The 23734-nt window shown below is 74.0% G+C and carries 26 protein-coding genes and 1 pseudogene; 19 read left to right on the forward strand and 8 right to left on the reverse strand.

Going from position 1 to position 23734, the window contains the following annotated elements; genetic code table 11:
- The first annotated feature begins 48 nt into the window (after positions 1-48).
- The 10 genes from ACZ7EC_RS32055 to ACZ7EC_RS32100 all read left to right on the forward strand — a co-directional run bounded on the left by ACZ7EC_RS32055 (position 49) and on the right by ACZ7EC_RS32100 (position 5477).
- The gene (locus ACZ7EC_RS32055; RefSeq protein WP_471068475.1) at positions 49-507 is read left to right on the forward strand and encodes a gas vesicle protein GvpO; all 459 of its coding nucleotides are present in this window, start codon (positions 49-51) and stop codon (positions 505-507) included.
- 53 nt (positions 508-560) lie between these two features.
- Positions 561-974: a gas vesicle structural protein GvpA gene (locus ACZ7EC_RS32060; protein ID WP_421677306.1), complete on the forward strand. Its 414-nt coding sequence runs from the start codon at positions 561-563 to the stop codon at positions 972-974.
- Positions 971-1729 (forward strand): GvpL/GvpF family gas vesicle protein, encoded by a 759-nt coding sequence (locus ACZ7EC_RS32065; RefSeq protein WP_471068479.1) that lies wholly within the window; start codon positions 971-973, stop codon positions 1727-1729. Before ACZ7EC_RS32060 ends, ACZ7EC_RS32065 begins: the two co-directional genes overlap by 4 nt.
- Positions 1730-1790: 61 nt before the next feature.
- Positions 1791-2054, forward strand: coding sequence for a gas vesicle protein GvpG (locus tag ACZ7EC_RS32070; RefSeq protein WP_471068482.1), 264 nt, complete (start codon positions 1791-1793; stop codon positions 2052-2054).
- Entirely contained in the window at positions 2051-2671 is a 621-nt protein-coding gene (locus ACZ7EC_RS32075) for a DNA primase (protein WP_471068485.1), read from the forward strand. Before ACZ7EC_RS32070 ends, ACZ7EC_RS32075 begins: the two co-directional genes overlap by 4 nt.
- Positions 2668-3834 (forward strand): SRPBCC family protein, encoded by a 1167-nt coding sequence (locus tag ACZ7EC_RS32080; protein ID WP_471068488.1) that lies wholly within the window; start codon positions 2668-2670, stop codon positions 3832-3834. Before ACZ7EC_RS32075 ends, ACZ7EC_RS32080 begins: the two co-directional genes overlap by 4 nt.
- Complete coding sequence (locus ACZ7EC_RS32085; protein WP_471068490.1) at positions 3831-4178, forward strand: gas vesicle protein; 348 nt, start codon at positions 3831-3833, stop codon at positions 4176-4178. The genes ACZ7EC_RS32080 and ACZ7EC_RS32085 overlap by 4 nt, the downstream gene beginning before the upstream one ends.
- A complete protein-coding gene (locus tag ACZ7EC_RS32090) occupies positions 4175-4978 on the forward strand; it encodes a GvpL/GvpF family gas vesicle protein (protein ID WP_471068493.1) in 804 nt (267 codons plus the stop codon). Before ACZ7EC_RS32085 ends, ACZ7EC_RS32090 begins: the two co-directional genes overlap by 4 nt.
- A complete protein-coding gene (locus tag ACZ7EC_RS32095; RefSeq protein ID WP_471068496.1) occupies positions 4975-5196 on the forward strand; it encodes a gas vesicle protein in 222 nt (73 codons plus the stop codon). The genes ACZ7EC_RS32090 and ACZ7EC_RS32095 overlap by 4 nt, the downstream gene beginning before the upstream one ends.
- Positions 5196-5477 (forward strand): gas vesicle protein K, encoded by a 282-nt coding sequence (locus ACZ7EC_RS32100; protein WP_450456600.1) that lies wholly within the window; start codon positions 5196-5198, stop codon positions 5475-5477. The genes ACZ7EC_RS32095 and ACZ7EC_RS32100 overlap by 1 nt, the downstream gene beginning before the upstream one ends.
- Positions 5478-5528: 51 nt before the next feature.
- On the opposite strand, the gene ACZ7EC_RS32105 is transcribed toward ACZ7EC_RS32100, so the two are convergent.
- Together ACZ7EC_RS32105 and ACZ7EC_RS32110 are read right to left on the reverse strand one after the other, a co-directional pair.
- On the reverse strand, positions 5529-6350 hold the full coding sequence (locus ACZ7EC_RS32105) for a class I SAM-dependent methyltransferase (protein WP_471068499.1): 822 nt from the start codon (positions 6348-6350) through the stop codon (positions 5529-5531).
- 111 nt (positions 6351-6461) lie between these two features.
- Positions 6462-7970: a phosphatase PAP2 family protein gene (locus ACZ7EC_RS32110; RefSeq protein WP_471068502.1), complete on the reverse strand. Its 1509-nt coding sequence runs from the start codon at positions 7968-7970 to the stop codon at positions 6462-6464.
- A 92-nt stretch (positions 7971-8062) separates the two neighbouring features.
- Between ACZ7EC_RS32110 and ACZ7EC_RS32115 the strand changes: the two are divergent.
- The 3 genes and pseudogenes from ACZ7EC_RS32115 to ACZ7EC_RS32125 form a co-directional block, all read left to right on the forward strand.
- Positions 8063-8344: pseudogene (locus ACZ7EC_RS32115) on the forward strand (histidine phosphatase family protein); the annotation flags it as partial.
- A 246-nt stretch (positions 8345-8590) separates the two neighbouring features.
- The gene (locus ACZ7EC_RS32120) at positions 8591-10624 is read left to right on the forward strand and encodes an ATP-binding cassette domain-containing protein (protein WP_471068624.1); all 2034 of its coding nucleotides are present in this window, start codon (positions 8591-8593) and stop codon (positions 10622-10624) included.
- Between the two features lie 86 nt (positions 10625-10710).
- Positions 10711-10998, forward strand: coding sequence for a DUF6158 family protein (locus tag ACZ7EC_RS32125; RefSeq protein ID WP_471068505.1), 288 nt, complete (start codon positions 10711-10713; stop codon positions 10996-10998).
- Between the two features lie 80 nt (positions 10999-11078).
- Here the strand turns inward: ACZ7EC_RS32125 and ACZ7EC_RS32130 are convergent, their stop codons facing one another.
- The 3 genes from ACZ7EC_RS32130 to ACZ7EC_RS32140 form a co-directional block, all read right to left on the reverse strand.
- Positions 11079-11621 carry a type 1 glutamine amidotransferase domain-containing protein gene (locus ACZ7EC_RS32130; protein WP_471068508.1) on the reverse strand — a complete coding sequence of 181 codons (543 nt, stop codon included), beginning with the start codon at positions 11619-11621 and terminating at the stop codon, positions 11079-11081.
- A gap of 250 nt (positions 11622-11871) precedes the next feature.
- Positions 11872-12249 carry a DUF2795 domain-containing protein gene (locus ACZ7EC_RS32135; RefSeq protein ID WP_471068510.1) on the reverse strand — a complete coding sequence of 126 codons (378 nt, stop codon included), beginning with the start codon at positions 12247-12249 and terminating at the stop codon, positions 11872-11874.
- Between the two features lie 67 nt (positions 12250-12316).
- Complete coding sequence (locus tag ACZ7EC_RS32140) at positions 12317-14113, reverse strand: thiamine pyrophosphate-requiring protein (RefSeq protein WP_471068513.1); 1797 nt, start codon at positions 14111-14113, stop codon at positions 12317-12319.
- A 364-nt stretch (positions 14114-14477) separates the two neighbouring features.
- On the opposite strand from ACZ7EC_RS32140, the gene ACZ7EC_RS32145 reads away from it, so the two are divergent.
- The 3 genes from ACZ7EC_RS32145 to ACZ7EC_RS32155 all read left to right on the forward strand — a co-directional run bounded on the left by ACZ7EC_RS32145 (position 14478) and on the right by ACZ7EC_RS32155 (position 17937).
- Positions 14478-15278, forward strand: a complete 801-nt coding sequence (locus ACZ7EC_RS32145; protein ID WP_471068516.1) for a hypothetical protein — start codon at positions 14478-14480, stop codon at positions 15276-15278.
- A gap of 215 nt (positions 15279-15493) precedes the next feature.
- The gene (locus tag ACZ7EC_RS32150) at positions 15494-16750 is read left to right on the forward strand and encodes an aminotransferase class I/II-fold pyridoxal phosphate-dependent enzyme (RefSeq protein WP_471068518.1); all 1257 of its coding nucleotides are present in this window, start codon (positions 15494-15496) and stop codon (positions 16748-16750) included.
- A 149-nt stretch (positions 16751-16899) separates the two neighbouring features.
- Positions 16900-17937, forward strand: a complete 1038-nt coding sequence (locus tag ACZ7EC_RS32155) for an MBL fold metallo-hydrolase (protein ID WP_471068627.1) — start codon at positions 16900-16902, stop codon at positions 17935-17937.
- Positions 17938-17942: 5 nt separating this feature from the next.
- Here ACZ7EC_RS32155 and ACZ7EC_RS32160 read toward each other — a convergent pair whose 3' ends face one another.
- Positions 17943-18551 (reverse strand): DedA family protein, encoded by a 609-nt coding sequence (locus ACZ7EC_RS32160; RefSeq protein ID WP_471068630.1) that lies wholly within the window; start codon positions 18549-18551, stop codon positions 17943-17945.
- Positions 18552-18571: 20 nt separating this feature from the next.
- Complete coding sequence (locus ACZ7EC_RS32165) at positions 18572-19345, reverse strand: MBL fold metallo-hydrolase (protein WP_471068521.1); 774 nt, start codon at positions 19343-19345, stop codon at positions 18572-18574.
- Positions 19346-19429: 84 nt separating this feature from the next.
- Here ACZ7EC_RS32165 and ACZ7EC_RS32170 point away from each other — a divergent pair, with 84 nt between their 5' ends.
- From ACZ7EC_RS32170 to ACZ7EC_RS32180, 3 genes are all read left to right on the forward strand, one after another.
- A complete protein-coding gene (locus ACZ7EC_RS32170; RefSeq protein ID WP_471068523.1) occupies positions 19430-19861 on the forward strand; it encodes a hypothetical protein in 432 nt (143 codons plus the stop codon).
- A gap of 175 nt (positions 19862-20036) precedes the next feature.
- Positions 20037-22154 (forward strand): alkaline phosphatase family protein, encoded by a 2118-nt coding sequence (locus ACZ7EC_RS32175; protein ID WP_471068525.1) that lies wholly within the window; start codon positions 20037-20039, stop codon positions 22152-22154.
- A 112-nt stretch (positions 22155-22266) separates the two neighbouring features.
- Positions 22267-22692: an OsmC family protein gene (locus ACZ7EC_RS32180; protein WP_471068527.1), complete on the forward strand. Its 426-nt coding sequence runs from the start codon at positions 22267-22269 to the stop codon at positions 22690-22692.
- Positions 22693-22842: 150 nt separating this feature from the next.
- Here ACZ7EC_RS32180 and ACZ7EC_RS32185 read toward each other — a convergent pair whose 3' ends face one another.
- Positions 22843-23706, reverse strand: a complete 864-nt coding sequence (locus tag ACZ7EC_RS32185; RefSeq protein ID WP_471068530.1) for a helix-turn-helix domain-containing protein — start codon at positions 23704-23706, stop codon at positions 22843-22845.
- Positions 23707-23734: the final 28 nt, after the last annotated feature.

Below are 23734 nucleotides of genomic sequence, written 5' to 3' on the forward strand. Positions count from 1 at the left end.
CGAAGGTTTGGCCACGGGATGAGCGGCCACCCGCACCAAGAGGTGGCCATGTCGAACACACATCGCACAGCACGGACACAGAATTCACGAGATCCCCAGCAGGAACCCGAGCGGGAAGAAGATCGAGAGGCGCGGGAAGAAATCGAACAGGAACCGGAGCGGGAGCCCCGGAAGGCCCGGAAGCGGACCCGGCCGGCCCCCGAGGGCGAGGAGTCCACGCACGAGCCCGAGGCCCGTGCGCCGGGCCCCATGGAGGTACTGCGCCAGGCGCGCGCCCAGCTCGCCGAGCTGACCGGACTCGTGCCCGAGTCGGTCTCCTCCTTCGAGCAGACCGGGGACGGCTGGTCGCTGGAGGTGGAGGTACTGGAGCTGGAGCGGGTGCCGGACACCATGAGCCTCATGGGCGCCTACCAGGTCGAACTCGACCAGGACGGGCAGCTCACCGGCTACCGGCGGGTCCGCCGCTACGAACGCGGCAGAGCCGACCCGCGCCCCGGCGGCCGCTAGACGGACCGCCCACCACGACATTTCGCACCTACCACGGAGGAGGAACGGCCGGCATGACCGTTGTCCCGGCACAGCAGTCCGGCGGCGGAGGCAGCAGCGGCCTCTACGACGTTCTCGAACTGGTACTCGACCGCGGCCTGGTGATCGACGCCTTCGTGCGCGTCTCCCTGGTCGGCATCGAGATCCTGAAGATCGACGTGCGGGTCGTCGTCGCGAGCGTCGACACCTACCTGCGCTTCGCCGAGGCCTGCAACCGCCTCGATCTGGAATCCGGACCCAACAAGAGCCCCGGCCTGCCCGACGTGGTCGGCCAGGTGACCGAGTCCGGCGCACGCGGCAAGTCCAAGGGCGCTCTCTCCGGCGCCGCAGAGACCATATCCGACGCCTTCAAGCAGGCCCGCGAGGAGGGCGAGGAGCGGCCCCGCACCCGCAAGGCCGCGGCCCGCCGCAAGGAGGAGCAGGAGTGAGCACGTACGTCTACGGGATCACCGCCCGTTCGCACCCGGCGCTCCCCGAAGGGATGACCGGCGTGGGCGATCCGGCCCTGCCCGTACGGGTCCTCGTCGCGGGTGAGCTGGCCGCCCTGGTCAGCGAGGCCCCCGAGAACCTGCGCCCCAAGCGCCGGGACCTGCTCGCCCACCAGAACGTGCTCGCCGAGGCGGGCGCCGGCGGCTGCGTGCTGCCCATGCGGTTCGGCAACGTGGCGCCCGACGACGACACCGTCACCCAGGTCCTCCAGGAGCGCGCCGACCACTACCGGGAGCGGCTCGCGGCCCTGGAGGGCAAGGTCGAGTACAACGTCAAGGCCAACCACATCGAGGAGGCCGTCCTGCACCTGGTGATGGCCGAGCAGCCGGACGTGCGCGCCCTCGCGGAGGCCAACCGCAAGGCGGGCGGCGGGAGTTACGACGACAAGCTGCGCCTCGGCGAGATGGTCGCCGGTGCCGTCAAGGCACGGGAGGCGACGGACGCCGCCGAGGTGCGCGCCCAGCTGGAGCCGGCCGCCGCCGCGGTGAGTTCCGGCCCCCAGTCCACCGGCTGGCTGCTGAACGACTCGTTCCTGGTGGCCCGCGACACCGCGGAGGAGTTCCTGGCCGCCGTCGAGCGGGTCCGGGCCGGCCATTCCCACCTGGAGCTGCGCGTCAACGGCCCGTTGCCGCCGTACAGCTTCGTCGAGCCGGGCCCCGCCCAGCCCGCGGAGGCCACCGCCCCGGCCCCCTAGGGGCAAGAGGCCGGCCCGGCCCCGGGCGGACGGCCCGGACGGAGAGCGGAAGGAGGATCCCATGGGGCTGATCAAGGAAGTGCTGCTGCTGCCCTTCGCGCCCGTGCGCGGCAGCGGCTGGGCGATCAACCAGGTGCTCCGCGAGGCGGAACGGATCTACTACGACCCCGCCACCGTACGGGCCGAACTCGCCCGCCTCGAAGAACAGCTGACGGCGGGCGAGATCACCGAGGAGGAGTTCGACCGGCGCGAGGACGAACTGCTCGACCGGCTGGAGGCCCAGCAGGGCCCCGGCGACACCACAGGCAACGGAACGGGACGATGAACCGAACGGCACTGGGCCTCGCCGTAGGGGCCGGATACTTCCTGGGACGTACCAGGAAACTGAAGATGGCACTCGCGGTCGGCTCGCTGGTGGCGGGCAAGAAGCTCAACCTCGGTCCGGGTGCGCTCGCCGACCTCGCCCGTCGGCAGCTGCGGGACAACCCGCAGTTCAAGGAGATCGGCGACCAGCTGCGCACCGATCTGCGGGGCGTCGGCAAGGCGGCCTCCGGGGCCATGGTCGAACGGCAGATGAGCAGCCTCGCCGACCGCCTGCACGACCGTACGGCCCAGGTGCGCGGCGAACTCTCCGGCGCGCCCGCGGACGGCGGCGACGAGCGGGCGGACGAGGACGGCGAGGACCGCGAGGCCCGCGACAGCGGGCGCGACGACGGGGACGGCGACCGCGAGGGCCGGGACGAGGACCGCGCGGCCGCGAAGTCCAGCACCCGCAAGCCGGCAGCCAAGAAGACCGCGGCGCGGCGCACGGGCACGACGGAGAAGCGGGGCCCCGCGAAGAAGGCGGCGGCCAAGAAGACCGGCGCCCAGCGTCAGACGGCCGCGAAGAAGCAGGCCGGCCCCCGCGGCGGCGGTTCCGCGAAGGGCGGTGACGAACGATGACCGACACCGTGGGTTCCGCGGCCTCGGCCGCCGGGCGGGCCAAGGGCGCCGCCAAGGACACGGGGCCGTTCGCCGACCTCGCCCACAGCGAGGCCGCCGACCGGCTGAAGGAGGAGGCGCAGGAGTACCTGTCCGCACAGGCGCAGCGGCTGCTCACCGGCCTCGGCCGCAAGCTCGGCGAGACCACCGGCAAGCTGAACGACATCGCGGAGGGCAACAGCCCCGGCTTCGCGAAGCTCGCGCTCGACGGCGGGCGCAAGATCGCCGAGGGCAAGGGCCCGCTGCGCACCGCGCTGGAACTCGGCGCCTCCCATGCCAAGGACAGCGTCACGAACGCCGTCAAGAACCTCGGCGGTGGCAAGAAGGGCAAGGGCCGCGGCGGCAACAAGCCGACCGTGATCATGGAGTCCATCGACGTGGGCGTGCCGCTGCGCACGGCCTACGACCAGTGGACGCAGTTTCAGGACTTCTCCACCTTCGCGCACGGCGTCAAGAGCGTCTCCCGCGCGGGCGACACCGAGACCGACTGGCAGGCGAAGATCTTCCTGTCCAGCCGCAGCTGGAAGGCCCGCACCACCGAGCAGATCCCCGACCAGCGCATCCAGTGGACCTCCGAGGGCGCCAAGGGCAGCACCAAGGGCGTCGTCACCTTCCACGCCCTCGGCGAGAACCTGACGAGGGTCCTGCTGGTCATGGAGTACTACCCGAGCGGTCTCTTCGAGAAGACCGGCAACCTGTGGCGCGCCCAGGGCCGCCGGACCAGGCTGGACCTGAAGCACTTCGCCCGCTTCATCACCCTCAAGGCGGAGGCGGAGGACGGCTGGCGCGGTGAGATCCGCGACGGCGAGGTCGTCCGCAGCCACGAGGACGCGGTCGCGGAGGAGGAATCCGAGGAATCCGAGGAGTCGCAGGACCAGGAGCCCGAGGACCAGGAGCCCGAGGACCGGGCCGGGGACCGGGAACCGGCCGGGCCCGAGGAGGACGAGGACTCGTACGAGGACGAGGACGAGTACGAGGAAGACGAAGCCGGGGAGCCCGAAGAGGGCGAGGAGGACGAGGAGGAACTGGAGGACGAGTACGAGGACGAGGAGCCCGAGGACGAGGAGTACGAGGGCGACGAGGAGGAAGAACCCGAGTACACCGAGCGCGGGAGCCGTCGATGACGACCCCCGCCCCCCGGTCGGGCGGGTTCCCCGACCCGTACGGCCACAGCTCGGGCGCGAACCTCGCCGACATCCTGGAACGGGTGCTCGACAAGGGTGTCGTGATCGCCGGTGACATCCGGATCAACCTGCTCGACATCGAACTGCTCACCATCAAGCTGAGGCTCATCGTGGCTTCGGTGGACAAAGCGAAGGAGATGGGGATCGACTGGTGGGAGAGCGACCCGGCCTTGTCCTCACGGGCCCGCCGGGACGAGCTGACGCGGGAGAACGCCGAGCTGAGAGAGCGGCTGGCCCGGCTGGAGGAACTGGAGCCGGGCCGCGCGCGGAAGGAGGCGCCATGACCGGGCTGCGCTATGTGTACGCCGTCTGCCGCCCCCTCGGGGCGCCCCTCCAGGCCCAGCTGACGGGCGTCGGGGGCGCCCCGCCGGCCCTGCTGTCCCACCGCGGCCTGGTCGCGGTGGTCAGCACGGTCCCCGAGGCCGATTTCTGCGAGGAGGGCCTCAAAGCCCACCTGGAGGACCTGGACTGGCTGGCCGCCACCGCCCGCGCCCACCAGGGTGTGATCGACGCGCTCACCACCGTCACCACCCCGCTGCCACTGCGCCTCGCGACCGTCTTCCGGGACGACAGCGGGGTGCGCAGCATGATCGAAGCTCGCGAGGCGGACTTCCTGAGCGCCCTGGACCGGCTGGAGGGGCGGGTGGAGTGGGGCGTCAAGGTGTTCACGGAGCCGCCGCCCGCCGAACCCGCCGCACCGGCCGGCGCGTCCGGCAAGCCCATGAGCGGCCGGGACTACTTGCGCCGCCGCCGCGCGGAAACCCACGCCCACGAGGCGGACCTGCAGGCCGCCGAGGCGTTCGCGGACGCCCTGCACGAGCGGCTGTGCGCGCACGCCGAGGCGTGCAGGCTGCATCCCCCGCAGAACGCCTCGCTGTCCGGCGCCCGCGGCCGCAATGTGCTGAACGCGGCCTATCTGGTGCCCCGCGACCGGTGCGAGGAGTTCGTGGAGCTGGTGGACCGCACCAAGGACGAGGCCGGCGGGCTGCGGGTGGAGCTGACCGGGCCCTGGGCCGCGTACTCGTTCAGCGGGTTCGCCGACGAGGAGGCGCGGCACGGTGCGCGGGTGGGGGAGGGCCGGTGACCGTCGTGGAGCGCCGGGAGATCGCCCTGGTCGACCTGCTGGACCGGCTGCTGGCGGGCGGTGTCGTCATCACCGGCGACGTCACGCTGCGCATCGCCGACGTGGACCTCGTCCGCATCGACCTGAACGCGCTGATCAGCTCGGTCAACGAAACCGTGCCCTCGCCGTTCGCGATACCGCTCGAAGCGCCGTCCGGGGCGCCCGCGAAGGAGCTGTGATGTCCGCGCGCAACCGGCTCGACCTCGAACCCGACACCGTCGAGCGCGACCTGGTGAAACTGGTCCTGACCGTGGTGGAGCTGCTGCGCCAGCTGATGGAGCGGCAGGCGGTACGGCGCTTCGACACCGGCGACCTGACCGAGGAGCAGGAGGAGCGGATCGGGCTCACCCTGATGCTCCTGGAGGACCGGATGGCAGAGCTGCGCGACCGCTACGGGCTGCGGCCCGAGGACCTCAACCTGGACCTCGGGCCGCTCGGCCCGCTGCTGCCCCGCGACTGACGCACACAGGGCAGGGGCGCACCGGGGGCGCTCAGGAACGCCCCACGGTGCTCACGCCTCCTTACGGCACAGGATCTCCCCGTGCAGCACCGCGAACCAGCCGTCCTCCCGCCGTCCCCACTCCCGCCAGGCGTCCGACACCGCCCGCAGCCGCTCGGGCGTGGCGTGGCCGGACGCCGTAGCCCGTTCGGCGTAGGCGGAGGCGAGGGTGCGGTCCGCCCACAGGCCGCTCCACCAGGCGCGCTCCTCCTCGGTGGCGAAGGTCCAGGTGCCGCAGGTCGCGGTGATGTCCCGCAGCCCGGCGGCCAGCGCCCAGGACTTCAGCCGGCGCCCGGCGTCCGGCTCGCCGCCGTTGGCCCGCGCCACCTGCTCGTACAGCTCCAGCCAGTCGTCCAGGCCGGGCAGCGCCGGGTACCAGGTCATCGCCGCGTAGTCGGCGTCCCGTACGGCGATGAACCCGCCCGGCTTCGTCACCCGCCGCATCTCGCGCAGCGCCTGCACCGGGTCGCCCACGTGCTGGAGCACCTGGTGGGCGTGGACCACGCAGAAGGTGTCGTCCGGGTAGTCCAGGGCGTGCACATCGGCGACCGCGAAGTCGGTGTTGGCGAGCCCGCGCGCGGCGGCCGTCTCCCGCGCCTGCTCCAGGATGCCGGGGGCCTGGTCGACGCCGGTCACATGACCGTCGGGCACCAGCTCGGCCAGGTCGGCGGTGATGGTGCCGGGCCCGCAGCCGATGTCCAGGATCCTCATGTGCGGCTTGAGGACACCGAGCAGGTAGCCCGCCGAGTTGGCGGCGGTACGCCAGGTGTGCGAGCGCAGCACCGACTCGTGGTGCCCGTGCGTGTAGATGGCCGTCTCCCGTGCTTTCACCATGCCCGTACCCCTTCTCACCGCACCGGCCGGACCCGGCCCGCGTCACGGTTCACGGTACGCGCGGCGCCCGTATGGCGAGACCCTTGTTTCGCCATACGGACTGACAGGCCGTCAGATCGATTCGGGCAGCGGACGGTAGACCGTCAGCGCCTCCGGCAGCTTCTCCACCGTCACCTCGCCCGAGACGGTCGTGACCTCCCCGTCGTACGCCAGCGGGGTGCCGGGCGCGAGGCCGGTCAGCCGCAGCCGGTTCACCTGGACGGCCGCATGGGCGGGCGAGCGGGTCAGGGGCCCCGCGGCGGCCGCGGCCAGCAGCCGCAGCGCGGGCCGGCCGCTGCCGTGCACCACCCGCACGTCCAGCAGTCCGTCCGCCAGGTCGTTGCGGCGGCCCGGCGCGAGCCCCATCCGGTGGTAGACGCCGTTGCCGGTGAACAGCATCCACAGCGGCCGCCGCTCACCGCCCACCTCCACCTCCAGCGGGTGCCGGCCCTCGCGCAGCACCCGCAGCGCGCCCAGCAGCCCGGCCGGCCAGCTGCCGATCCGGTGCGACCAGGAGTCGCGGGCGCGCACCAGCTCCGGGTACACCCCGAGGCTCAGCGTGTTCAGGAACAGGCCCTGGTCGCCGTCGGAGACGAAGCGGCCCACGTCCACCCGCACCGCCTCGCCCTTGCGCACCGCACGGGCCAGGTCGCGCTCGTCCTCCACGCCCAGATCGAGCGCGAAGTGGTTCAGGGTGCCGCCCGGCAGCACGGCCAGCGGCAGCCCGTGGCGCAGGGCGACGGCGGCGGCCGTGTTCACGGTGCCGTCGCCGCCGCACACCCCGAGCACCCGCGCCCGCTCCGCCGCCTTGGCGAGCGCGTCGCCCGCCTCCTCGGGCTCGCACTCCACGATCTCCGCGCGCGGCAGTGCCGCGCGCAGCCCGCCCACCCGGTCCGCGGTGCCCGAGCCCTGGTTGACGACCATCACCAGCCCCTCGCCCTCCACCAGCGCGGGCACCTCGGCGCGCGGCCGGGCGCCGGGCACCGTCGCGGTGCGGGCCGGCACGAGGCGCTCCACCAGGAAGGCGGCGCCCGCGCCCAGCGCCGCGCCGGCCAGCACGTCGCTCGGGAAGTGCACCCCGGTGTAGACGCGCGAGGCGGCCACCGAGAGAGCCAGCGGCGCCACCGCCGCGCCCCACGCCGGGGACTCCAGGGCCACTCCGGTGGCGAAGGCGGCCGCCGACGCCGCGTGGCCCGAGGGGAACGAGGTGGTGACCGGCTGGTGTCGCAGCCGCCGCCCCAGGGGCACCGGGTCCAGCAGCGGCCGGGCCCGGCGCACCGAACGCTTGCCGAGCGTGTTGACGGTCGCGGAGGCCACGGCAAGCGAGGCCAGGCCCCGCACGGCCGCCCGCCGGGCCCGCGGCGTACGGCTCGCCGCCACCGCGGCGGCCACCGCCCCCCACAGCACCCCGTGGTTGGCGGCGCGACTCAGCCGGGGCAGCACGTGTTCGGCCCCCGGCCAGTTCCAGCGGGCGGCCCGCTGGAAGAGGCGGCCGTCGGCGGCGAGCAGCCGTTCGTACAGGGGATGCGGGGCGGCGGTCGGGGCGGTCAGATCCACGTCCGGAGTCTCGGTCTGGTTCATAGGGGTGCGGATACCCTGAAGTGCCCGTTTCCTGTCCCGCGACGGCCTGTCCCGCGAGGACGCCGCCCGGATGCCGCGAGGACGCCGCCCGGATGCGCCTGCTCCTGATCCGCCACGGCCAGACCGCGTCCAATGTGCGCGACCTGCTGGACACCGCCGCACCCGGTCCGGGGCTCACCCCCCTCGGCGAGGCGCAGGCCGCCGCGCTGCCGCGGACGCTGGCAGCGGAGGACATCGGCGCCCTGTACGCCTCCCCGCTGATCCGCACCCGGCTCACCGCCGCCCCGCTGGCCCTGGCGCGCGGGCTCTGAGTGACCGTCCGCGACGGCATCCGGGAGCTGTCCGCGGGCCACCTGGAGATGCTGCCGGGCGACGCCCCCTAGGGCCTTTCTTCCGGATCTTGCCGGGGTCGCGGGGCCTGGTACGCACATCTGCGGCGTTGTCGTCGGTCGTCGACGCTCCGCGTCGACTCCCTCCTCCGCCTTGCATCTGCACGCACCAGCCCCCGCTCGGCTCGGCCGTAAGGCACCGCCAACTCAAGCCGACCTGATCCGGAAGAAAGGCCCTAGGCGCGGTCCTATCTGCGGACCGCCTTCGCCTGGTCGGCCGGGCACACCGCGCTGCGCGTCCACGGCGGAGAGAGCGGCGAGGAGGCACTCGCGCGCTTCGACGCCGTGGTCAAGGAGGCGTACGGCAGCGGCGCCGCGACGGCCGCCCTGGTCAGCCACGGCGCCGCCATCCGGGTGTGGACCGCCGCCCGCGCCCGCAACATCGACGTCGCCTTCGCCGCCGCGCGCCCACTGGCCAACACCGGTGTGGTCACCCTGGAGGGCACCCCCGGCACCGGCTGGCGGGTCCTGACCTGGGAGACCCGCACCGTCGAGCCGCCGGGCGCATCCGGCCCGGCGGGGGAGCCCTGGACACCAGCGGCTGAACCGGGGCAGCCCGGCCGGGGCGCCGGGGAAGGCCCGGCGGCCCCCGTGGTCCGATATCGGTTTGCCCCGCTCCGCCCCCGGCCCGGAGAATGCCTCCCCATGGGACATCTGGAAGCCGCACACCTCGAATACCACCTCCCCGACGGGAGGACGCTGCTCGGCGATGTCTCCTTCCGGGTCGGCGAAGGCTCCGCCGTCGCCCTGGTCGGCCCGAACGGCGCGGGCAAGACCACCCTGCTGCGGCTGATCTCCGGCGAGCTGAAGCCGCACGGCGGCTCGGTCACCGTCAGCGGCGGGCTCGGCGTGATGCGCCAGTTCGTCGGCTCGGTGCGCGACGAGAGCACCGTGCGTGATCTGCTGGTCTCCGTCGCCACCCCGCGGATCCGCGAGGCGGCGAAGGCGGTGGACGAGGCCGAGCACGCCGTCATGACGGTGGACGACGAGGCCGCCCAGCTCGCCTACGCGCAGGCGCTCGCCGACTGGGCCGAGGCGCGCGGCTACGAGGCCGAGACCCTGTGGGACATGTGCACCACCGCCGCGCTCGGCATGCCGTACGACACGGCGCAGTGGCGCCAGGTGCGCACCCTGTCCGGCGGCGAGCAGAAGCGCCTGGTGCTGGAGGCGCTGCTGCGCGGCACCGACGAGGTCCTGCTCCTCGACGAACCGGACAACTACCTGGACGTACCCGGCAAGCGGTGGCTGGAGCAGCAGCTCAAGGAGACCCGCAAGACGGTCCTGTTCGTCTCCCACGACCGCGAACTCCTCGCCCGCGCCGCCGAGAAGATCGTCTCCGTCGAACCGGGACCGGCCGGCGCGGACGCCTGGGTGCACGGCGGCGGCTTCGCCACCTACCACGAGGCCCGCCGCGAACGCTTCGCCCGCTTCGAGGAGTTGCGCCGCCGCTGGGACGAGAAGCACGCCCAGCTGAAGAAGCTCGTCCTGAACCTCCGTCAGGCCGCCGCCGTCAGCCACGAGATGGCCTCGCGCTACGCCGCCGCCCAGACCAGGCTGCGCAAGTTCGAGGAGGCGGGACCGCCTCCCGAGCCGCCGCGCGAGCAGGAGATCAGCATGCGCCTGAAGGGCGGCCGTACGGGAGTGCGGGCGGTCACCTGCGAGGGACTGGAGCTGACCGGCCTGATGAAGCCGTTCGACCTGGAGGTGTTCTACGGCGAACGGGTCGCCGTCCTCGGCTCCAACGGCTCCGGCAAGTCCCACTTCCTGCGCCTGCTGGCCGGGGAGGACGTCAAGCACTCGGGGCGGTGGAAGCTCGGCGCCCGCGTCGTGCCCGGCCACTTCGCGCAGACCCACGCGCACCCCGAACTCCAGGGCCGCACCCTGCTGGACATCCTGTGGAAGGAGCACGCCCAGGACCGGGGCCCGGCCATGTCCCGGCTGCGCCGCTACGAGCTGACCCAGCAGGCCGAGCAGTGCTTCGAGCGGCTGTCCGGCGGCCAGCAGGCCCGCTTCCAGATCCTGCTGCTCGAACTCGCGGGCGTCACCGCCCTGTTGCTGGACGAACCGACCGACAACCTGGACCTGGAGTCCGCCGAGGCGCTCCAGGAGGGCCTCGAGGCATTCGACGGCACGGTGCTCGCGGTCACCCACGACCGCTGGTTCGCCCGCTCCTTCGACCGCTTCCTGGTCTTCGGCACCGACGGTCACGTCCGCGAGACCCCGGAGCCGGTGTGGGACGAGCGCCGTGTGCAGCGGGCCCGGTAGCCCCCGCCGGGGCCGCCGCCGGATGCGGAGGCCGCGGGTCCGGGATGTTCGTACAGTGGACTGAGGAACGCGGGTACCCGGACCCCATGAACGGACACGACGAGCGGGGCACCACCATGACCGGAGTCGACCCCAGCCGACTGGACGACCAGCAGCTCATGAAGGAGCTGGCGACGATCCACCGCACGCGCCACGACACCCTCCTGTACGGCTCGAACGACGCGCTGCGGGCCCACAACGAGCGCATGGCGCAGCTGGAGGGCGAGTATCTGCGCCGCAACCCGCGCCGCGTGGTCAGCGCGGCCCGCACCCGCGAGGGCGCCCGTGAGCGCCACCCCGGCGAATCGGTGACGCCGGGGCAATCGGGCACCTGACCTGGCGGAAACCAGGAAGAAGTCAGGAAAGGGGGCCGGTCCACCACGGACCGGCCCCCCCTTTTTCCGCGGAGCGGCCCTCAGCCGGCCTCTCCCGCGAAAACGTGCAGAAACGCGTCGCAGAACGCCTTCAGATCGTCCGGCTTACGGCTGGTCACCAGATGGTTCGGCCCGTGGTCGCAGATCTTGACCTGCTCGTCCACCCAGGTGCCGCCCGCGTTGCGGATGTCCGTCTTCAGGCTCGGCCAGGAGGTCAGGACCCGGCCCCGTACGACGTCCGCCTCCACCAGCGTCCACGGCGCGTGGCAGATCGCGGCGACCGGACGCCCCTGCTCGAAGAAGCCCTTCACGAACGCGACGGCCTTCTCGTCCATCCGCAGGAAGTCAGGGTTCGCCACCCCGCCGGGCAGCACCAGGCCCCCGAAGGAACCGGCGTCCGCCTCACCGACCACCTCGTCCACGTCGAAGGTGTCCGCCTTGTCCAGATGGTTGAACCCCTGAACCTTCCCGGACTCGGTCGACACCAGCACCGGCTGGTGCCCCGCGTCCGAGGCCGCCTTCCAGGGCTCGGTCAGCTCCACCTGCTCGACGCCCTCGGGCGCCACCAGAAACGCGATACGCATGATCCTCGTACTCCTTTCCCGGCGCCCCGGTCCGCCTCGGCGTTCCGGGCGCGCCACCTCCTCGCTTTGTCCGCCCGCGCGCAGCGCAGCAGCTCCTCGCCGTACGGCACCTGATCGGCGTGCAGCGACTCCGGAAAACTGTGGATGTGCCGCTCCGCCGGCCTGACCTCGCGGTCGCTGTCGACGGCCGTGGGCACGTCTCCGACGTCGACGGTGGTGCCCCGCGCGATCCGTGCCGCCTGGCCCTCGCTCATCCGCCGCTCGTCAGCGCCTCGGCCAGCTGCTGCACATTGCGGTACCGCTCGCCGCGCGGCAGCCGGGCCACCGCGTCCACCAGCGGGTCCGGCGCGTTGTCCCGGCGCAGGGCCGAGGCCAGCTCGCCGGGCCGCGCCGGGAAGGTGCTGCGGCTCAGGCTGCGGGCCAGCTCCAGCCGCACCCGTTCCACGGAGGCGGGGGAACCGATCCCGCCGACCGGGCCGCCGGTCACCTCCGGGTCGTCGTCCGCGGCGGGCTCCGGGTCGTGCCACTCCTCGACACGGGTCGGGTGCCCGGACCGCAGCAGCCCCTTGAGCTCGTGCTTCATCTCGTCGTCCCGGTGCACGTTCAGCCGGTCACTGCCTCGCTGCATATCTCCCTCCAGGGGTCGAACGTCCGCACCGCGTACCCGGTACGGCACCACCGACACCGCCCGCCGCCTACTGCCGGGTGCGGCCCGGCAGGAATTCCTGCACCTTCGCCTTCAGCCCCTGCTTGACCACCGAGCCCCGGTCCGGGTCGCCCTTGAGGACCGCGGAGGCCGTGGCCTCCATCTGCTCCCAGGTGGCGTGCGGCGGGATCGGCGGTACGGCGGGGTCGGTCAGGAACTCGATTACGCAGGGCCGGTCCGCGGCGAGCGCCGCCCGCCAGCCCGCCTCGACGTCCTCGGGCTTCTCCACCCGGATGCCCTCCAGACCGAGCGAGCGCGCGAAGGCGGCGTACTGCACGTCCGGGATCTGCTGGGACGGCAGGAAGGACGGCGCGCCCTCCATGGCCCGCATCTCCCACGTCACCTGGTTCAGGTCCTGGTTGTTCCACACCGCGACCACCAGCCGCGGGTCCGTCCAGCGGTCCCGGTACTTCGCCGCGGTGATCATCTCCGCGAGACCGTTCATCTGCATCGCGCCGTCGCCGACCAGCGCGACCACCGGCCGGTCCGGATGCGCGAACTTCGCCCCGATGGCGTACGGCACGCCAGGCCCCATCGTCGCGAGCGTGCCGGACAGCGAGCCGCGCATGCCGGGCCGCATGGTGATGTGCCGCGCGTACCAGTTGGCCACCGACCCCGAGTCGGAGGTGAGGATCACATCGTCCGGGAGCAGCGGATCGAGGGCCCGCGCCACGTACTCCGGATTGATCGGGTCCGCTTCGAGGGCGGCCCGCCGGTCCATCGTCTCGCGCCAGCGCCGCACGTTCGCGGCCACCGTGTCGGCCCACTCCCGGCCGCCCCGGTCGGTCTCCAGCAGCGGGATCAGCCGCCGCAGCGTCTCGCGCGCGTCACCGACGAGGTTCACCTCGTACGGGTACCGCATCCCGATCATGTGCGGGTCGAGATCGATCTGCACCGCGCGAGCCTTGCCGAACTCCGGCATGAACTGGGTGTAGGGGAACGAGGACCCGATGGTCAGCAGCGTGTCGCAGTCCCGCATCAGCTCGTACGACGGCCGGCTGCCCAGCAGCCCGATCGGCCCGGTGACGTACGGCAGTTCGTCGCTGAGCACGTCCTTGCCGAGCAGCGCCTTGGCGACGCCCGCGCCGAGCAGCTCCGCGATCTCCCGCACCTCGGCGACCGCGCCCGCGGCGCCCTGCCCGACCAGGATCGCCGGTTTGTCGCCCGCGTTCAGCACCTCCGCGGCCCGGCGCAGCGCCTCGTCCGTCGGGGTCGCCGTCCACTCGCTCATGCCCAGGCTGGAGGGCACCATCTTGAAGGCGTGCGTGGGCGGCGAGTAGTCCAGCTCCTGCACATCGCCGGGGATGATCAGCGCGGTCGGGCAGCGCCGCGCGTACGCCGTGCGGATCGCCCGGTCCAGCACGTTAGGCAGCTGCTCGGGCACCGTCACCGTCTCCACGAACTCGGAGGCGACGTCCTTGTACAGCGTGTGCAGGTCGACCTCCTGCTGGTAGGAGCCGCCCATCGCGCTGCGGTTGGTCTGGCCGACGATCGCCAGCACCGGGACGTGGTCGAGCTTGGCGTCGTACAGGCCGTTCAGGAGGTGGATGGCGCCCGGCCCGGAGGTCGCCGCGCACACACCGAGGCGCCCGCTGAACTTCGCGTACCCGACCGCCTCGAACGCGGACATCTCCTCGTGCCGGGACTGGATGAAGCGCGGCTTGTCCCCGGCGCGGCCCCAGGCGGCGAGCAGCCCGTTGATGCCGTCGCCTGGGTAGGCGAACACCTGCTCGACATCCCAGGCGCGCAGACGCTCCAGGACGTGGTCGGACACCTTGGTGCTCATGAAGGGACCTCCCGGTGGGGTTGCGGAGCGGACGATCCGGTCAGCGGTGACCGAGTCTCCGGTGGGCAGAGCGGAAAACCTCTCGGGGCCGGTGACTGACGGCGCGGGCCCCGTGCGCGGCGCACCGTCACCCGGCTGGCCGTCCGCGTCCCGCGAATGGGGCCCGGCCGCGCGCGCCGGGGCGGGCGGCGGGCTGTGATGGCTGAGGAGGCAGGGGTACGGCTCCGGGCGCCGGCCGGCGCGGGTGCCGCACCACGCTGCCTCCGCCCGCCATCCGCCTCCCTCCGCCCGCCATCCGCCTCTCGCCGATCCGCCGTCCGCCCTCCCGTTTCGCAGTCCGCCGCAGCTCCCGAGGAGCCCCTCCATGCGCCGCACCGCCCGCGCCCTGCCCGTCGTCCTCGCCGCCGGCGCCGCGTTCGCCCTGACCGGTCCCGCCGCCCTCGCCGCGGCGGCCACCCCCGGCGCGGGGTCCGCGACCTGCGCCCCCACGAACGCCCCGGAGCCCCGGATGCCGGGCACCAGCCGGGCGCCGGCACCCGCGCCGGACCCGGACACGGGAGGCGCCGCGGGCCGCGTGCCCGGACCCACGTCCCGTGCGAGCGGGGGCCCCGACGTCCGCGCGAGCAGCGGCCCCGGCACACCGTGCGGCGGGACCGGGACCGGGACCGGGACAGGAACCGGCAGCCAGTGCCGGGCGGGGGAGACCTGCACCGGTGACGCGCGCCAGTGCACCGGCGCGAGGAGCGGGTCCTGCGCCGACGACGACCACGCGTGCGACGGCGCACGCTCCGGCGCCTGCGCGGACTCCGGCGACGACTCCTGCCGTGACCCCCACACCTCGTCCAGGGGCTCCGACGGGGCCGGCGACTCCTCCCGCTCGTACGAATCCCGCGACACCTACGACGACGGCGGCGGCGACGGCCGCAACGGCGACACGGGCTGGGACGCCGGGCAGGGGGACGACGACGGCGAGGGCGACGGCTGTGCCGCGGGCGGCACCGGCGGCCGGCACGGCGTCGCCGCCGGCACGGGCGGCACCTTCGGCGACTCGGTCCCCGCCCTGGCCGCCGGCGCGGCCCTGATCGCCGCCGCCTGCGCGGGCGCCGGCTACCGGATCCACGGCCGCGTCCGCGACGGGGCGGGGGAGCGGCCCGCGGGCGTGTGACCCGCACAACTCCCGCGCCGCCCATGGAGTTACGCGGAGCGGGTACACAGCATCCCGAGAGCACCACCCGACCCACCAGAAGACCGGAACACCGGAACCATCCACCGACCGCCGCACCTTCGGCACCGTCCGGCGCGGGCAGGACGCGTCTCCCGAGCGGCATACCGGACGGCACGGCCCAGGGCGGGCGGCGCCAGGACTGCGCGGAGGCGGACATGCGGCGGACGGACCCCGAGGGCCACGGCCCGGTCCGCTACGGCCCCCCGCTGCCCGGCGACGGCCTGCCCGTGCTCCCCGAACTGACCGCCGTGGTCGCCGCCGCCGCGGGTCGCGCCGACGCCCAGCCCGTGGGCGGCGCCCCCGCCCTGCTGGAGTCGGCCTGCGGCTACTGGACCCGGCGCGCCCTGCCCTGCGTCCCCGACCAGATCGCCGCCGGACCCGGCGCACCCGCGCTGCTCCTCGCCCTCACCGCCGCGCTCGCCGGGGACGGCGCGGACATCCTCGTCCCCCGCCCCTGCGCCGCCTGGTGGGCCCCGTACGCCCGCGTCCTGGGCCGACCCGTCTTCCATGTGCCGACGCCCGCCGAGAGCGGCGGCGTCCCCGACCCCTACGCGCTGCTGGAGACCGTACGCCGGGTCCGCGCCGAGGGCGGCGACCCCCGGCTGCTGGTGCTGTCCGTCGCCGACGACCCCACCGCCACCGTCGCCCCGCCCGAACTGCTGCACGAGACCGTGGAGGCCGCCACCGCCGAGGGCCTGCACCTGGTGAGCGACGAGACCTGGCGCGACACCGTGCACGCGCCGCACGACACCGTCCTGCTCAGCCCGGCCGAGATGTGGCCCGACCGGGTCACCGTCGTCACCGACCTGGCAGGCGCCCTGCTGCCGCCCGGCTGGCCCGCCGCCGTCGCCCGCTTCCCCGCCTGTGACAGCGGACGGCGCCTGCGCGCACGGGTGCTGGACATCCTCACCGCGCTCGGCGCCCGCCTCGCCGCCCCCGTCGCCGCGGCCGCGTGCTACGCCCTGGACGAACCCCCGCCGGTCACCGAACGCCGCGAGGCCGCGGTACGGTTGCACGCCCGGCTGGCCGCCGCCGCGCACGCCGAGGTCACCGCCGCCGGGGCCGTCGCCCGCCCCCCGCAGGCCGGCCGCCACCTCTACGCCGATTTGAGCCCCTTCCGCGACGCCCTCGCCGCCCGAGGGGTGGGCGACGCCCAGGAGCTGGAGGACTTCCTCACCGCGGCGACCGGCATGCCGGCCCCCGGCGGCCACCGCTTCGGCGACGACCTGGCGGCGCCGCGCGTACGACTGGGCACCGGGCCGCTGCTGGTCGGCACGGACGAGGAACGCGCGCAATCCCTCACCTCCCCCACACCCTGGGAATTGCCCTTCGTGCAAAGCTCGTTGATCTCCTTGAGGTCGGTCCTCGACGATCTCCGCGACGACGCCAAGCGACGGGAGCCCCCTCGATGACGCAGCAGACGCACGAGCCCGGATCGACCCCGCCGTCCGACACCTCACCCACGGCTCCCACGGCCGCGGCGGCGAGCGGCACCGACACCGGTACGGCGACGGCGAGCGGCACCGACATGGTCACGGCGACGGCGAGCGCCACCGACACGATGACGGTGACGGCGGCCGGGGGCGTGCCGGGGGCGAGCGCCCCGCCCGCCCCCGGCACGCCCCCCTTCCCGCCGCTGGCCGAACCCCGCCCGCTGGGCGAACGCCGGGTGTGGCCGCGCACGTTCCACGACCGGCTCACTGCGCCCCTGCCCGGCCTCAAGGCTCTCGCCCGCTTCGCCCGCGAGGGCGCCGTACGCCCCGACGCCCGGGGCCTCGCCGGCATCCCCCGGCTGCCGTACGCGCCCGCCCCGCTGCCCCGCGCGGGCACCGGCACCCTCACCGTCACCTGGGCCGGACACGCGAGCTGGATCGTCCAGGTCGGCGGTCTGACCGTGCTCACCGACCCGGTCTGGTCACGCCGCATCCTCGGCACCCCGGCCCGCATCACCCCCGTCGGCGTGCCCTGGGACCGGCTGCCCCGCGTCGACGCGGTCGTCATCAGCCACAACCACTACGACCACCTGGACGCCCCCACCCTGCGCCGACTCCCGCGCGACACACCGGTGTTCGCCCCCGCCGGGCTCGGCCGCTGGTTCCGGCGCCGCGAGTTCACCTGCGTCACCGAGCTGGACTGGTGGGAGGGCGCCGAACTGGGCGGCGTCCGCTTCGACTTCGTGCCCGCCCACCACTGGTCCAAGCGCACCCTGACCGACACCTGCCACAGCCTGTGGGGCGGCTGGGTCCTCACCGCTCCCGGCGGCCCGCGCCTCTACTTCGCCGGTGACACCGGCTACGGCCACTGGTTCTCCCGCATCGGCCGCCGCTACCCCGGCATCGACCTCGCGCTGATGCCCATCGGCGCCTACGACCCCCGCTGGTGGCTCAGCGATGTCCACTGCGACCCCGAGGAAGCCGTCCAGGCCACCCTCGACCTGGGCGCCCGCCGCATGGCCCCGATGCACTGGGCCACCTTCATCCTCTCGGCGGAACCGGTCCTCGAACCACTGACCCGTGTCCAGACGGCCTGGGAAAAGGCGGGTCTGCCCAGAGCGGACCTGTGGGACATGCCGATCGGTTCTTCGAGACAGCTGGACTGAACCCGCTACCGGAACCGCCGGACAAGACCGGGCACCGCGCTGACCGCCACCGTCAGCACCACAGCCACCACCACACCCTCCCACGGCTCAGGAAACAGCGAACCGCCGACGATCCCGATCACCTGGTACGTCGCCGCCCACGCCAGACACGCCGCCACGTTCCCCCGCGCGAACCGCCCCAGCGGCCACTCCGCCATCAGACACGCCAGCATCACCGGGATCCGCCCGGCCGGCACCAGCCGGGACAGCACCAGCACCGCCACCCCGTGCTCCGCCAACTTCCCCCGCGCCTGCGCCAGCCGCTCCTTCGGCGCCCGCGACCGTATCGCCGCCAGCCACCGCGACCCGCCCCGCGACCGCATCCCCCGCCACCCCAGCCAGTACAGCGCCGCGTCCCCGAGGAACGCCGCGAGGGACGCCGTGACGAACACCAGCGCCAGCGCGAACGGCGCCGTCTGGTGGAACGCCACCACCGCCGCCGAACTCACCAGCGCCCCCGTCGGCACCACCGGCACCAACGCGCCGATCAGCACCAGCAGGAACAACGACGGGTAACCGAGCGCCTGTTGCGTCGTCTCCGGCGGCACCGCCGAGTTCACCGCGGCGGCCAGCACCGCGACGGAGGACAGCCGGCTCACCGGGCGGCCGCCAGCCGGGCGCGCTCCCCGTGCCCCAGCTTGTGCACCGCCACCTTCGGAGCGGCCAGGGCGGCCAGTCGTACGAACTCGTCGCCCGGCGCGTTGAATTCGTGCGGGCGCACCGCGTCCATACCGATCGGCCAGTACGTCCCGTAGTGCACCGGCACCGCCGCCTGCGGCGCCAGCCGGTCCAGCGCCTGTGCCGCCCGGCCCGCGTCCAGGTGGCCTTCCCCGAGGAACGGCCCCCAGCCGCCCACCGGCAGCAGCGCCACCTCCACCGGTCCCACCCAGTCGGCCATCGCGTCGAACAGCCCGGTGTCCCCCGCGAAGTAGGTCCGCGCCTCGCCCTCGACGACGAAGCCCAGCGCGGGCGAGCGGTGCGGACCCACCGGCAGCCGCCGCCCGTCGTGCCGTGCGGGCACCACCCGCACCAGCAGGTCGCCGATGCGTATCTCGTCCCCCGGCACCACCTCGGTGACGCGGAGGTGTCGCAGCCGGCGCACGCCGGGCACCACCCGGAGTGCGCCTCGGGGCACAAGCAGGCGTGTGCCCGGATCGAGCGCCCCCAGAGACGGCAGATGCAGATGGTCGGCGTGCAGGTGGGAGACGAGCACCACGTCGGCGCGCCGGGCCTCGGCGGAGGGCAGCGCACCCCTTCGGCGCCGCAGATGGGCGAGGCGACGGGCGAACAGGGGATCGGTGAGCACTCGTATGTTCGAATCCTCGATCGTGCAGGTGGCATGACCCCACCAGGTGATCTCCACCGGCACCCTCTTCGCCTCCTTCACGCGCCTGTCCGAAGCCTACGTGCAGGAGTAGGGTCGGCGGCGAAATCCGGAGGTGAGGGGGACGCCATGGGACAACCACGGGGCGCCTCCGGCGCGCGCACAGCGGCACGGGTCATCGCCATCGCCAGCCTGACCCCCCTGGAGGAACTCGACGCCGACCCCTTCCTCGTCGACAGCCGCACCCAGCACGCCATGTGCGCCCGCTGGGCCGACGAGCACGGCTACGTCGTCGCGCGGGAACTGCTCGTCGGCGGGCTCCGCTTCGACCACCGCGCGCTGTGGGACGGCGTACGCCCCGGCGTGGACGTGTTCGTCGCGCCCAGCCTACGGGTCCTGCGCCGGGCCCTGTCCTCCGTGGAGGAGTTCACCGCCGAGTGCGCCCGGCGCGGGGTGCGGGTGGTCACGGTGGGCCGGGCGGAGCCGTCGTACGACGCGCAGATGAAGGCCCGAGTGCACCGCCGGCTGTCCATGCCGACCGCCGGATACGACGGAAGGTGATCCCGGCGACACGGCGGACGATGATCCCCCGGTGCCACGGCCGTGAGCCCGTCATCACTCCTTCGAGTGGTTCCCTGCCGGTATGACAAGGTGGAGGGCGGCCCGGTCGCCGCGGTGCACCGGGATGGTGGCCCCGCCGCGCGGCGGGGCGGGTCGAGGCGGAGGAAGCGCGGGCGTGCGGGGCGTAGGGTGGCGGCGGATCACCGGTGGGACCGGATGGCGGCGGATCGCCCGCCAGATCGGGCGCAGCGTCGCCGTATGGGCCGTCTCCACGCTCACCATGCTGGTCCTCGCGCTGCTCCTGCCCGACTTCCGGCTCCAGTCCGCGGACGGCGACAGCGCCACCCGGATCGCCCTCACCGCGGCCCTCGGCGCGGGTGCGTTCGGCGTCCTGTCCGCCGTGGTGTGGCCGCTGCTCGTGCGGCTGCTGCTGCTCGTGCCCGCCCTCGTCCTCGGCCTGCTGGTCTTCTTCCTCAACGGATCCCTGCTGCTGGTCGCGCTGCGCCTCAACCCCACCGGCCGGGGCGCGGTCGCGCCGGAGACCGCCGTCATCGTGGCCGCGGTCATGTCGGCCGTCGCCTCGGCCACCGGCGGCGCGCTCGCCGTGCGCGACGACGAGGCGTACCGGCGCCGGCTGCACCGCCTCGCCGCCCGCCGCCGGAGAACCGATCCGCCCTGCCCGGCCACCCCCGGCGTGGTCTTCCTCCAGCTCGACGGCGTCGGCCACGACGTGCTGACCGCGGCCGTGGAACGGGGGCTGATGCCCACGGTCGCCCGCTGGCTGGCGGCGGACGCCCCGCACCCTGCGGCCCGCCCGACCCACCGCCTCACCCCCTGGCACACCGACTGGTCCAGCCAGACCGGCGCCAGCCAGCTCGGCATCCTGCACGGCAGCACCTACGACGTGCCCGCCTTCCGCTGGTACGAGAAGGACCGCGGAGAGGTGATGGTCTGCAACCGGCCGACGAGCGCCGCCGAACTCCAGCGCCGCGCCATCGCCCGCACCGGCGACGGCGGACTGCTCACCGGGGACGGCGCCAGCCGCGGCAACCTCTTCAGCGGCGGCGCCGGGGAACAGGCCCTGGTGCTGTCCATAGCGGCCCGCCGCCGGGGCCGGGAGAACCGTTCCCGCGCCGGGTACTTCGCCTACTTCTCCGATCCGGCCAACGCCGTGCGCACCGCGCTGTCCTTCCTCGCCGAGGTGGCCCGCGAGATCGGCGAGTCCACCCGCGCCCGGATCCGCCGCCGGCGCCCCCGCGTCTCCCGCGGCGGCCTCTACCCGCTGGTCCGCGCCTTCGCCACCGTCGTGGAACGCGACGTCGTCGTCGCCGCGGTGATGGGCGACATGCTCGCCGGCCGCACCGCCGTCTACGCCGACCTGGTCGCCTACGACGAGGTGGCCCACCACTCCGGACCGCACAGCCGCGACGCCGCGAAGGTGCTCACCCGCCTCGACCGCTGCCTCGCCCTGCTCGCCCGCGTCGCCGAGCACGCCCCGCGCCCGTACCGCCTCGTGGTCCTCTCCGACCACGGGCAGAGCCCCGGCGAGACCTTCCACGCCCGCTACGGCCTCACCCTCGCCGACCTGGTGCGGGCCGGCTGCGGACTGCATGTGCCGCGCCGGGCGGAGCGCACCCACAGCGGCACCGAGGCGCGGGCCGCCGTCCGCGCCGCGCTGCGCCGGCCCGTGGAGGAGGGCGAGCGGCACCGCCCCGCGCGCCGCCGCGAACCCATCGTGCTGGCCTCCGGCAACCTCGGCCTCGTCTCCTTCCCGGACGTGGGCCACCGCATGACCAAGGAGGAGATCGAGGCCCGCCACCCCGCCCTGCTCACCACCCTCGCCAACCACCCCGGCATCGGCTTCCTGCTGGTGGCGAGCGAGGCGCACGACGGCGTGCTGCTCGGTCCCGGCGGCACCGAGATCCCGCTGGCCGACCTCGACCGCGATCCCGGACCGCTGGCCGCCTTCGGCCCCGGCGCCGTCGAGGCGGTGCGCCGCACCCACTCCTTCCCGCACACCGCCGACATCATGGTGAACTCCGCGTACGAGCCCGCCGACGGGGAGGTGCTCGCGTTCGAGGAGCAGATCGGCTCCCACGGCGGCCTCGGCGGCGCCCAGTCCCGCCCCTTCCTGCTGTCCCCGCTGGAGCTGTCCGCGCCCGGCGATTCCGGGGAGCGGCTGGCCGGGGCCGAGCAGGTGCACCGGGTGCTGCGCCGCTGGCTCGGCGAGCTGTCCGGCCCCGAGGTGCCGCTCGCCGGGGCCGCCGCGGCGGAGGACGAGCGGGCCGCCTGACGACGCGTCCCGCGGGGTGCCGCCGAACCTCCGCCCGCGCCGCCCGGATGTGATCGGATAGGGATCCCGGACACCCGGCAACGGAACCGCACTCCTCGCGAAAGGAACCATCGTGGCCACCACGCGCACCGCGCACACCGAATGGGAAGGCAACCTTCTCGACGGCAAGGGCCTCGTCACCCTCGACTCCTCCGGCATCGGCGAGTACCCGGTGTCCTGGCCCTCGCGCGCCGAGCAGGCGAACGGCAAGACCAGCCCCGAGGAGCTGATCGCCGCCGCCCACTCCAGCTGCTTCTCCATGGCCCTCGCCCACGGCCTTTCCGGCGCCGGCACCCCGCCCACCAAGCTGGAGACCAAGGCCGACGTCACCTTCCAGCCCGGCACCGGCATCACCGGCATCCACCTCACCGTGATCGGCACCGTGCCCGGCCTGGACGAGCAGGGCTTCCAGTCCGCCGCCGAGGACGCCAAGAAGAACTGCCCGGTCAGCCAGGCGCTCACCGGTACGACCATCACCCTGACCGCCGAACTGGCCTGAGCCGGGCCGGCGTCGGCCGGCACGGGTGCCGCGCTCCCTTCCGGAGCGCGGCACTCAGGGGTCGTACGACGCGGAGCGGGGCGGCACCCGGAAGTCGTAGAACGCAGAGCCGGGCGCGCGCCCCGCGGGACCGGTGCCGGCCCGCACCGCTCAGATCCGCGCCCGGTACTCCCGCAGGATCTTCCGTGTACGCCGCGCCGAGGCGGCCCGCGCCGTCATATGGTCCAGCACCTCCAGATGCGCGGCGACCTCCCGCCGCGCGTCCAGATACAGGGCGCCGGTCAGATACTCCGTGAACACCATGTCCGGCAACTCCGGCTCGGCGAACCGGAACAGCGTGAACGGCGCGTACGTCCCCGGATGCGGGCCCGCGGCGAACTCCGCGATCTGAAGCGTGATCCGGTCCTGCTCGGCGCACTCCACGAGCCGGTCCAGCTGGTCCCGCATCACCTCGGGGGACGCGCTCACCGGGCGCCGCAGCACCGTCTCGTCCATGACCACCCACAGGTGCGGGGGATCCGCGCGCTCCAGCAGCCGCTGCCGCTCCATCCGCAGCGCCACATGCCGCTCCACCGACTCCGGCGAGCTCTGCCCGATCGTCCCCGCCTCCAGCACCGCCCGCGCGTACGCCTCCGTCTGGAGCAGCCCCGGCACGAAGTGCGGCTCGTAGGAGCGGATGATCCGGGCGGCGCCCTCCAGACTGACGTAGAGGCTGAACCAGTCGGGCAGCACATCGTGGAACCGCTGCCACCAGCCCGGCTGGTTGGCCTCCTCGGCCAGCCGCACGAACGCGGCCGCCTCCTCCCGCGCCACCCCGTAGGTGTCCAGGAGGACCTGCAAGTACGGTATCTTCAGCGCGACTTCGGCCGTCTCCATGCGCCGTACGGTCGCCGCCGCGACCCGCAGCACCCCGGCGGCCTCCTCCCGGCTGAGGCCCGCCGCCTCCCGCAACTCCTGCAACCGCTTGCCGAGCACCACCTGCCCCACGGTGGGTGCGGCCCGCCGCTCACTCACGCCACGCCCTCCCCTGCCGTGCCGCCCT

Source organism: Streptomyces sp. NPDC037203 (assembly GCF_055605065.1).